Genomic DNA, 10,665 nt, shown 5'->3' on the forward strand with positions numbered 1-10,665 from the left:
CTTTTAAGTATCAGTCATTAGCAAGCAGTAAGTATTCGTTATACAGCTTAGATCACGCATGATGGTTTAAGCTGAGCCACGCAAAATATCGTTTTATTAAAGTGGTGTTTTATTAAAATATAGCACTGTTCAAATACGAGTTTAGCCGAATATAAATCAATTAAAATATCATACTAACGAAGGTAGCCCTAACTATGCCAAAACGTATCGACATAAAAAGCATTCTTATCATAGGCGCAGGTCCTATCGTCATCGGTCAAGCATGTGAGTTTGATTATTCGGGTGCACAGGCCTGTAAAGCGCTAAAAGAAGAAGGCTATCGCGTCATCTTGGTCAACTCAAACCCTGCGACCATCATGACTGACCCTACCATGGCGGACGCGACTTATATTGAGCCAATCACTTGGCAGACCGTTGAGCAAATCATTGCTAAAGAACGCCCTGACGCCATCTTGCCAACCATGGGTGGTCAGACGGCGCTAAACTGTGCCTTAGAATTAGACAAGCATGGCGTATTGACCAAGTACAACTGCGAATTGATTGGCGCGACCAAAGACTCAATCGAGATGGCAGAAGATCGCAACTTATTTGATAAAGCCATGAAGCGTATCGGCCTTGAATGCCCGCGCGCTGAAACCGCTGAGACCATGGAAGAAGCATTTGTGACCCAAGAAAAAATGGGCTATCCGTGTATCATTCGTCCGTCGTTCACCATGGGCGGCTCAGGCGGCGGTATCGCGTATAACCGCGATGAATTTATCGAGATTTGTGAGCGTGGCTTTGATTTATCACCAAATCATCAATTGCTCATCGATGAATCATTAATCGGTTGGAAAGAGTATGAGATGGAAGTGGTTCGTGACAAAAACGACAACTGCATTATCATTTGTGCGATTGAGAACTTTGATCCAATGGGTGTGCATACGGGCGACTCAATCACGGTTGCGCCAGCACAAACTTTGACCGACAAAGAATACCAAATCATGCGTAATGCCTCATTGGCAGTACTGCGTGAAATCGGCGTTGAAACAGGCGGCTCAAACGTTCAGTTCGGTATTAACCCTGATACGGGTCGTATGGTCGTCATCGAGATGAACCCACGTGTGTCACGCTCATCAGCATTGGCGTCAAAAGCCACTGGTTTCCCGATTGCTAAAATCGCGGCGAAATTAGCCATTGGTTACACGCTAGATGAATTGCAAAATGACATTACAGGTGGCAAAACGCCAGCCAGCTTTGAGCCTGCGCTTGATTATGTGGTCACAAAAATTCCACGTTTTAACTTTGAAAAGTTCCCACAAGCCGATAATGTTCTATCAACCCAAATGAAATCGGTTGGTGAAGTGATGGCGATTGGTCGTAACTTCCAAGAGTCGATGCAAAAAGCATTACGTGGTATGGAAACTGGCAATGATGGTTTTGATGAGCAAATTGACTTATCGAAAGTTAGCATTGAAAAGGCACGTAGCGAAATCACCAATCGCTTAACCATTCCAACGCCTGAACGCATTTATTATATTGCCGATGCTTTCCGTATCGGTATGAGCGTCGATGAAGTATTCAACTTAACCAAAATCGATCCATGGTTCTTGGTACAAATCGAAGATATCGTGAAAACTGAAGCACAAGTTAAAGCACTGAGCTTTGGCGGTTTAACCGAAAAGAATTTGCGCAACTTTAAGCGTAAAGGTTTATCAGATTTGCGTTTAGCAAAACTCCTTGGCGTCTCACAAAAGCAGCTACGCACCAAGCGTTGGGACTTAAACGTCTATCCAGTCTATAAGCGCGTTGATACCTGCGCGGCAGAATTTGCCACCAGCACCGCTTATATGTACTCAACCTACGACAGCGAATGTGAAGCCAATCCAACAAATAACAAGAAAATCATGGTGATCGGTGGCGGTCCTAACCGTATCGGTCAAGGTATCGAGTTTGACTATTGCTGTGTACACGCCGCCCTTGCCATGCGCGAAGACGGCTATGAGACCATCATGGTGAACTGTAACCCTGAAACGGTTTCAACCGATTATGACACTTCTGACCGTCTGTATTTCGAACCAATCACGTTAGAGGACGTGTTAGAAATAGTCCGTATCGAAAATCCTGATGGTGTGATTGTACAGTTTGGTGGTCAAACGCCATTGAAACTAGCCCGTGCTCTTGAAGCTGCTGGCGTAAAAATCATTGGTACTAGCCCAGATGCGATTGACCGCGCAGAAGACCGCGAACGCTTCCAACATATGATTCAGCAATTGAACCTTATTCAACCAACCAATGCTTTAGCGACGAGCTTAGAAGATGGTTTGGTCAAGGCAAAAGACGTTGGTTATCCTCTAGTTGTACGCCCATCTTATGTACTTGGTGGTCGCGCGATGGAAATTGTCTATAACGAAGACGAGCTAAGACACTACTTGCGTACTGCAGTACAAGCGTCAAACGAAGCGCCAGTATTATTAGACCGCTTCTTAGATGATGCGATCGAAGTCGATGTTGACTGCGTTAGCGACGGTACAGACGTCGTGATTGGCGGTATCATGCAGCATATCGAACAAGCAGGCGTACACTCTGGCGACTCAGCCTGTTCATTGCCGCCTTACTCGCTATCTGATGAGCTGTGCGATGTGATGCGCGCGCAAACGGTCGCCATGGCAAAAGAGCTTGGTGTTGTCGGCTTAATGAACGTCCAGTTTGCCGTAAAAGGTGAAACGATTTATATCTTAGAAGTGAACCCTCGCGCTGCCCGTACCGTGCCGTTTGTCTCTAAATGTATCGGTACTTCTTTAGCGCAAATCGCGGCGCGCTGTATGGCTGGCACCTCATTGAAAGACCAAGGTTTTACCACTGAAATCGTTCCCTCATTTTATGCGGTCAAAGAAGCAGTATTCCCGTTTGCTAAATTCCCTGGCGTTGACCCAATCTTGAGCCCTGAGATGAAATCAACAGGTGAAGTAATGGGCGTCGGTAAAACCTTTGGCGAAGCATTTTATAAAGCCATTATCGGTAGTAATGAGCGTCTGCCAGGTCTACCGACCGAAGGCGAAACCAAAACTGTCTTTATCTCAGTACGTGATAGTGACAAAGCACAAATCGCCCCTATCGCTCGCCAGCTTGTCGAATTTGGTTTTAACATTGTATCAACCACTGGTACTCAAAAAATATTGGCCGATGCTGGTATTGAATGCAAGCAAATTAATAAAGTTACCGAAGGTCGCCCGCACATCGTCGATGCCTTGAAAAATGGTAAAATCGACCTTATTATCAATACCACTGAAGGCAAACAGGCACAAGAGGATTCATTCTCTATCCGCCGTAGCGCCCTGCAAGGTAAAGTGTTTTATGTGACGACTTTAGGGGCGGCAGACGCGGTTTGTAAATCTTATGCCATTGACCTACCGTTTGAGGTCTATAAGCTACAAGATTTGCACGAACAAGCAAAGACTATTGCTTAGCTCTATTGACTTAGCAGCATAATTTCAGTAGATTAAGCATAACGGCAACGCTTGTTTAACAGCGGATGCAAAACTTGTTATCGATTTTCATATAACAATAGGGCTTTAAAAAAACGTACGGCTTAAAAAAGCAGTACTTTAAAAAAATAAAGTTTTAAAAAGATAGACCTAAAAAGCATAGTGGCTAAACTGCGACTATGCTTTTTATTACGTAAGGTTAAAGTGTCTTGTTTGTCAGTGTATCCATGCTCACAGATAAGCGCGTGTTTAGTTGTTACGCAGTCTAAACCTCATTCTTTTTATATCTTCACATATTCATTGCAATAACACTGACACCATCTCACTATTCACTAAGAGTAGGAGATGGTGTGGTGTTATTGGTTTAAGGAAAAAACATGCAACGTTATCCCATGACTCCGCAAGGACATGCGGCTCTAGAAGCCGAATTAAAACAGTTAAAAAGTATCGACCGTCCACGCATCACTGCTTCTATCGCTGAAGCTCGTGAACACGGCGATTTAAAAGAAAATGCTGAATATCATGCTGCTCGCGAACAGCAAGGTTTTTGTGAAGCGCGTATCCGTGATATCGAAGCCAAACTTGGCGGCGCGCAAGTGATTGATCCTGCAACATTGCCAAAAGATGGTCGTGTGATATTCGGCGTGAGCGTCGTTATCGAAAACATGGACACCGGAGAAGAAAAACAATACAAAATCGTTGGTGATGATGAAGCAGACTTTAAAGCGGGTAAAATCTCAGTCAATTCACCGATCGCACGTGGTTTGATTGGTAAGTCTGAAGGCGATGAAGCACGTATTGAAACGCCAAAAGGCGTGGTCGAATACGAAATCATGAAAGTGATTTACGATTAATTTTCCTGATTTGAGAAATATCTGGATAGAAAGCCTTTAATAGTAATTCTTTGATAGGTAATTCTTTGATAAATAAAAAGCTTTTGATGACAGCAGTATTTTAACGCGAATCAGCTGGCAATTTGCCTAGCAAATGAGCGTAGAAAGCAGTACACAACCTCATTATGAATAGAGCAGAAGTTACACAACGCTGCTTTTTTAGTCTGTTTGTTTTAGCGCATAATTGCTCGAGTATAGATGCTGAGCCTTGTGCCTATTACAAGTGTCTTATTCTAAGCATTAGACATAGGTGCTTAGCAACTGACTAAAATAATGATGGGGAGATAGCGAACGTTGGCTATCATTAGTATCTTTACCCTCGTTATTTGACATGGTTTACATGCTCATTTGACGGGGGTTTTTCTTTTCTAGGTGTTGTTTTCTAAGCGTTATTTTTTACGCTTTGCTTTCTGCTACTACATTAGCGGCTTTATTTACTGTTATTTTAAAGGAATCTATTATGACCATACACATCGATATGCCAGCGTTACTGACTATAAATAAGAAGGCATTTACCCAGCACAGCCTCGTCAAAAAAAGCATGATAAGCACTGCTATTCCAACAATTTTAGCAGGTGCTTTATTGACGGTATCTACCGCACATGCTGTGCCTGAAATCGCCATCACTTCGTCTGCTGGTAGTAGCACTACCGTCGTTGAGCAGTATTCTGACGGTAAAACCGCGACCATTACAGCGACACCACACGGCATCACTATGCAAGACGGCATGCCTTATGCGGTGACTCAAGTAACTAACGTTCCACGCTATACGGTTCGCCAAGTCGCCAGTAATGGTGCGAACAATACGGTCGTCACCCAAGGCAGCACCACGGTTACGAGCGTACCTGTGACCAACCAAGTCACTAATCAAACCAGCAAGGTTGATGTCATAGCTGTGCCGACGACTAGCGTGACGCAAGTATTGCCTGTGACGACGGCTACCCAATTGCCAGTCATCAATACACCAACGACAACCGTAGTGACGAACCAACCTGCAACGACGCAAATAGTATCTACGTCTTTAGATGCTCTGCAACTGACCCCGACCTTTAGTACGCCTGACGTGGTGAATGCACAAACCAAAGTGATGAAAATATTAAAAAATAAAGATGGTCGCGAAGTGGCTGTACCTGCGAACCATATCGCACCTGGCGACATCATCGAATACCACACCACGTATACCAATACCACGGCACAACCCGTCACTGACATCAATGCCATGGTGTCACTGCCAAATGGCGTGCAATTGGTATCATTGAATAGCCCACTACCAACGCTTGCGACAACAGGCGGCGACAGTTATCAGACTATCCAACAAGTTGGCAATACTGTAGTCATCACAGAAAACTATTCTGGACTAAAATGGAACTTGGTTGACCTTCCTGCTAATGCACCGCAAACGGTTGTTATACGTGCGAAAGTTCAGTGAAAATTAGATTTTAAAGTTTAGATTTGAAAATATTGTTATTTAATAAATCTTAAAATTAATAAAAGGTCTTGCCGGCTAATTTCCTAGTCAGCAAGACCTTTTTGATGAGTGTACCTTATTCCTTAACAACCAACCTTTTGCTATAGTGCTATTAACTCAAAACAAATATCTGGTCATTATTTCCATGTATAAATTTACTCCTCTCTATTCATTGGTTTTTATTATTTATGGCTGTATTTTTAGTTCTATATCTTGGGCTGAAGCTGCCGAACCAAAATTTGACGCTAGCTTTTATATGTCGAAAATTTGTACTGCATATATAACTAAGAACGATAATGAATTTTGCGATGATGGTTATATCCTTAAAAGCGAAACGTTAAATAATGGCGAAGTAATAGAAACTGTGCTTATGGATGGAATAGGTCATTACGGCTGGAACCATACTTCGCTTAAAAAAATCGATAAAGATACTTATCATGTCTATATCGGCTGTGGCAATCCGTGCGGTGCTAACATGCTATTTGGTCGTGGCGGCAAGGAGCAATACTTTGACCGTTATTTCACCTTTGACCTAAACAGTCGGTGTAGCGTTAGATATAATAATGATAAACAATTATGGACGGCTAGCCGATTTTTTTCAGATAAAGAAATCGATTTTCCTTCGACCTATGACCCAGACGCTTTTGCAGCTTACCCCAAGTACAACGTCGAGTTTGATAAAAAAGGACGTCTCATTGTCAAAGAATACTTCTCAGAAAAAGTGGTTCAAACGTTGCCTAATCCCTGCTCTCATAATTAAAAAAATCTCATAAATAGCACGACAATAGTTGTCGCATGAAATCAATATTTCTTCAATAATTCCAGTGACTTACAAGCCTATTTGCTAAAATAACAACCTATGAATGAATTGGTAAATCGCAATTATGGCCACCATCAATTATGAACGACTACAAGGCAAGCTCAATATTTTAGCGGATGCTGCTAAATATGATGTTTCTTGCTCATCCTCCGCTGGTACGCGCAAAAACCAAGGCGGTGGTCTGGGCGATGCTTCTGCAACTGGTATTTGTCACAGCTACACTGAAGATGGTCGCTGCGTCAGCTTGTTAAAAATCCTCTTAACCAATCACTGTATATACGATTGCGCTTATTGCACCTCACGCAAAAGTAATGACACCCCACGCGCTGCTTTTAGCGTCGAGGAAGTCGTTGATTTAACCATGCAGTTTTATCGCGGTAACTATATCGAAGGGTTATTTCTGAGCTCAGGTATTTTTAAAAGTGGCGATTATACGATGGAACGCTTGGTCGAGGTCGCCAAGATATTACGTACCCGTGAGCGTTTTAATGGCTATATCCACCTAAAAACCATTCCGGGTGCATCAAAAGAGTTGCTATTAGAAGCTGGTCTGTATGCTGACCGCTTAAGCGTTAATATCGAGATTCCGACCAAATCAGGTCTAGCACTGCTCGCACCAGAGAAGTCACATGATGAATTAAAAGCACCGATGGAAACGGTTCAAACTGAAATTATTACGATCAAAGAGAGCCGTAAAACCCATAAAAAAGCACCGAAATTTGTGCCAGCAGGTCAAACCAGTCAAATGATTGTTGGCGCGAGTAACGAGACTGACTTGCAAGTAATTCAGTTATCGAGTCATTTCTATAAACAGTATGATTTAAAACGCGTTTACTATTCTGGCTATGTACCTATGTTGTCCGACAGCCGCTTGCCAGCGATTGGAACGCCTGTGCCAATGATACGTGAAAACCGTCTGTATCAAGCGGATTGGCTGATGCGTTTTTATGGCTTTGGTGCGCATGAAATCGTTGAACCTGACTCGCCGTTCTTAGATTTGGACTGTGATCCAAAGCTTGCTTGGGCAATCCGCCATCGTGAGCATTTTCCGGTTAATATTCAAACCGCAAGCTATGAGATGATTGTGCGCATTCCCGGTATCGGCACCAAAACGGCTAAAAAAATAGTAAAGGCGCGCAAGTTTAATCAGTTGACACTTTATCATCTCAAAAAAATGGGCGCGGCGGTCAATCGCGCCAAATACTTCATCGCAACGACTGGCAAGAACGAACATTTAGCGCATTTAACGCGTGATAACTTCCGGCAATATGTATTGGCACAGACGCAGACCAAGTATAAAGACCAGCGTAATGGGCAACTGGCTTTGTTTTAAATAGCACTGTTGTAATTAGCATTGTTTCAATAATTACTATTTTAAATAGGAATATAGATGTCACAACTGCTGCAAAGCCACGACTATACTGTCGGTCACTTAACACCCAGCATCGTGCTTTATGAGCCAAGTTTTGAGGGTTGGCTAAGTGCGGTATTTTATGTCTATGCCAATAAACTGCAAAACGATGATTCTCTACAGTTAATCGCTCAAGATTGCTATGTACCTTCATTAATCGCACAGGCGAATAGCGTTACTACTGATGAAGACAATGCTGAACGCGTACTGATAAAGCTGAATAAGCTCTTAGGTCGTTCAGGCATGCGTAATATTCTCTGGGGATTTTTATCCGAAAAAGACAATATCGGTACGACTCTATTTCAAGTGGTCAAATATGCTATTGACTACCCTAGCCGCCATATTATGGAGGATTTGGGTAATCTTAATGTTTTAGAGCTGGTGCAAACGGTCAAGTCTGTTGGTCGTGAGAAGCATCGTATGGAAGCCTTTGTACGTTTTGAGCATACCACTGACGATATCTATTTTGCGCGAGTAGAGCCTGATTTTAATGTCTTACCGCTAATTGGTGAGCATTTTCGTCAGCGCTACCAAGACCAACACTGGGCGATTTATGATTTATCCCGTGGCTATGGCATTTATTATGATAAGAACCAAAGCACGCCTAAACGCCCCGCTGCCCTGCAAACCATCACTGATTTAGATAATGCCGTGCTGCGCAATCCTGCCAGTATTCATAGCGAGGACGAGCAGCGCTATCAAAAATTTTGGCAAGGTTACTTTACCAACGTCAACATCAAAGAGCGTAAAAACCCACGTTTGCATAAGCAATACTTGCCGCAGCGCTATTGGAAATACTTAAGCGAAAAACAAGTACTGCCCAATGCTGAGCATTTACAGAAACGTCGCTAGTGACTTTTATCCTTCGATTCAAGCCTTTATGCGTCTCTCTCTTAGAAACTCGACCATATAACCTTATCTTTTTATCTTGATGGTTGAGTTTTGGCGGCTTTTAACTGACAATAGCCACTTGTTATTATGAACTGGTCACCAATGCCATTATGAAAGTTATGCGCTTATTATCGTCTTTAAAGCATGATGAATCCGAGCGCGGTATTTTTCATCTTGGGCGCGCATTGGTCAAAAATGGCCATACATCTATCATCGTCTCTAGCGCCGATGAAGATAATGATCTGGTCAAACGCCTAAAGCGTGATGGCAATAACTATCATCAGATACACATGAATAAAAAGTCTTGGCTGTCGTTACTACAAGTCACGGCGCTGCGGCGTTTAATTGAAGAGTACGATCCTGACGTGATCCATGTGCACTCACGCACACCTGCATGGATACTGCATTTGGCATTGCGCCGCGCCCGTGTCAAGCGGATACCAAAGCTAGTGTCAACCATGTATGGTTTTTATCCGATCAATAAATACTCTCAAGCCTTACTCGATGTCGATACCATCATTACTGTCTCCGATAGTGTGACCAATTATCTAAAAAAAGGCCTGCGCCGAGAAGATGCCGACCCCAAAGTCATCAAACGCATCTACCGTGGTATCGATACGCGCCGCTATCCTTATCGTCATAATCCGTCTGTTTATTGGCTACGGCATACTTTTGCTGAATATCCTGAGCTTGAGCATAAAAAATGGCTGGTATTTCCAACTATTATTGGTAACGAATATGGTCAGGAATGGCTGATTGATATTTTGGGCAACTTGCAAGAGCAGTTCCCTAACATCCACGTCATTATCATGGATGATGATTATAGAGATGGTGACGTCGCGCATGAAGATTTCCGCCAACGCACTAATACATTAGGGTTGGCTGATCGCATTACTTATGTAGGCAGCAAACGTAATGACATGCGTGAATGGCTCTCAGCCGCCAATATCGTCATGGCGCTTGCGAATGAGCCTGAATCAATCGGCATCAACGCCTTACAAGCGATTCATTTAGGCACACCCGTTATTGGTTGGGATCAGGCCGCATTTAGTGAAATTTTACAACCGCTATATCCTCAAGGGCTGGTCAAAAAATACAATGCCAATGCGCTATGTAAAGCCGTGAGAAATCAATTAGAAAGCATCACACGGCCTGAAATGACCAATAAATTCACCATGCGTGAGATGATTGAAGAAACCCTCGCTGTCTATCAAGGTTTATACGACGACTCACTCGCAGAGGAACAAGCTGCAAGCGATGCCGCTGCTGTCAAAAGAATTAACAAGACGCTAAAAAAATCCTCTAAACCCACTAGTAAGAAGCCTGAGTCTGCTTATATCGCGCTTGCACCAGCCGATAAACAAACTAAAGTAAAGCTTATCAAAGAAAAACCTAAAGCGATGAGTCCCTCAAATTCGCCTACTGACTCAGAAACGCTTCAAGATCATAAAGACCTGTAAACCTATCACTTTATTACTTAGGCTAATATCTAACAGCTTGCTGGGGCGTGTTTTCACAATGAATTATTTCATGCAAAAAAACGCGGCTTCTATTTTTAGAAGCCGCGCGGGAAATCACTATGATTATTTAAACATCAACTTAAGTGGTTATTAAAACGTTAGGGGCTGTCCTAGATAACTAGTTCAGTTCCTGTTTAACCCATTGTTTTAGCTGGTGTAATTGACGTTTTGGATCACTGTAGTTAAAACGCCACT

The 10,665-nt window shown here is 43.0% G+C and carries 7 protein-coding genes; all 7 read left to right on the forward strand.

Features of this window, described 5'->3' with window-relative positions; genetic code table 11:
* The first annotated feature begins 194 nt into the window (after window positions 1-194).
* The 7 genes from carB to ACI2JM_RS13600 all read left to right on the forward strand — a co-directional run bounded on the left by carB (window position 195) and on the right by ACI2JM_RS13600 (window position 10,410).
* Window positions 195-3,449, forward strand: coding sequence for a carbamoyl-phosphate synthase large subunit (gene carB, locus ACI2JM_RS13570; protein WP_404644876.1), 3,255 nt, complete (start codon window positions 195-197; stop codon window positions 3,447-3,449).
* Window positions 3,450-3,844: 395 nt separating this feature from the next.
* Entirely contained in the window at window positions 3,845-4,321 is a 477-nt protein-coding gene (gene greA, locus ACI2JM_RS13575; RefSeq protein ID WP_045445504.1) for a transcription elongation factor GreA, read from the forward strand.
* Between the two features lie 499 nt (window positions 4,322-4,820).
* Window positions 4,821-5,789 (forward strand): hypothetical protein, encoded by a 969-nt coding sequence (locus ACI2JM_RS13580; protein ID WP_404644879.1) that lies wholly within the window; start codon window positions 4,821-4,823, stop codon window positions 5,787-5,789.
* Window positions 5,790-5,973: 184 nt separating this feature from the next.
* Window positions 5,974-6,588, forward strand: a complete 615-nt coding sequence (locus tag ACI2JM_RS13585) for a hypothetical protein (RefSeq protein WP_404644881.1) — start codon at window positions 5,974-5,976, stop codon at window positions 6,586-6,588.
* Between the two features lie 124 nt (window positions 6,589-6,712).
* On the forward strand, window positions 6,713-7,981 hold the full coding sequence (locus ACI2JM_RS13590; protein ID WP_404644883.1) for a putative DNA modification/repair radical SAM protein: 1,269 nt from the start codon (window positions 6,713-6,715) through the stop codon (window positions 7,979-7,981).
* 57 nt (window positions 7,982-8,038) lie between these two features.
* Window positions 8,039-8,911 carry a TIGR03915 family putative DNA repair protein gene (locus ACI2JM_RS13595; RefSeq protein WP_404644885.1) on the forward strand — a complete coding sequence of 291 codons (873 nt, stop codon included), beginning with the start codon at window positions 8,039-8,041 and terminating at the stop codon, window positions 8,909-8,911.
* Window positions 8,912-9,060: 149 nt separating this feature from the next.
* Window positions 9,061-10,410, forward strand: a complete 1,350-nt coding sequence (locus ACI2JM_RS13600; RefSeq protein ID WP_404644887.1) for a glycosyltransferase — start codon at window positions 9,061-9,063, stop codon at window positions 10,408-10,410.
* The last annotated feature ends 255 nt before the right edge of the window (window positions 10,411-10,665 follow it).

The organism is Psychrobacter sp. NPDC064578, from assembly GCF_044901245.1.
Taxonomy (GTDB): domain Bacteria; phylum Pseudomonadota; class Gammaproteobacteria; order Pseudomonadales; family Moraxellaceae; genus Psychrobacter; species Psychrobacter cibarius_C.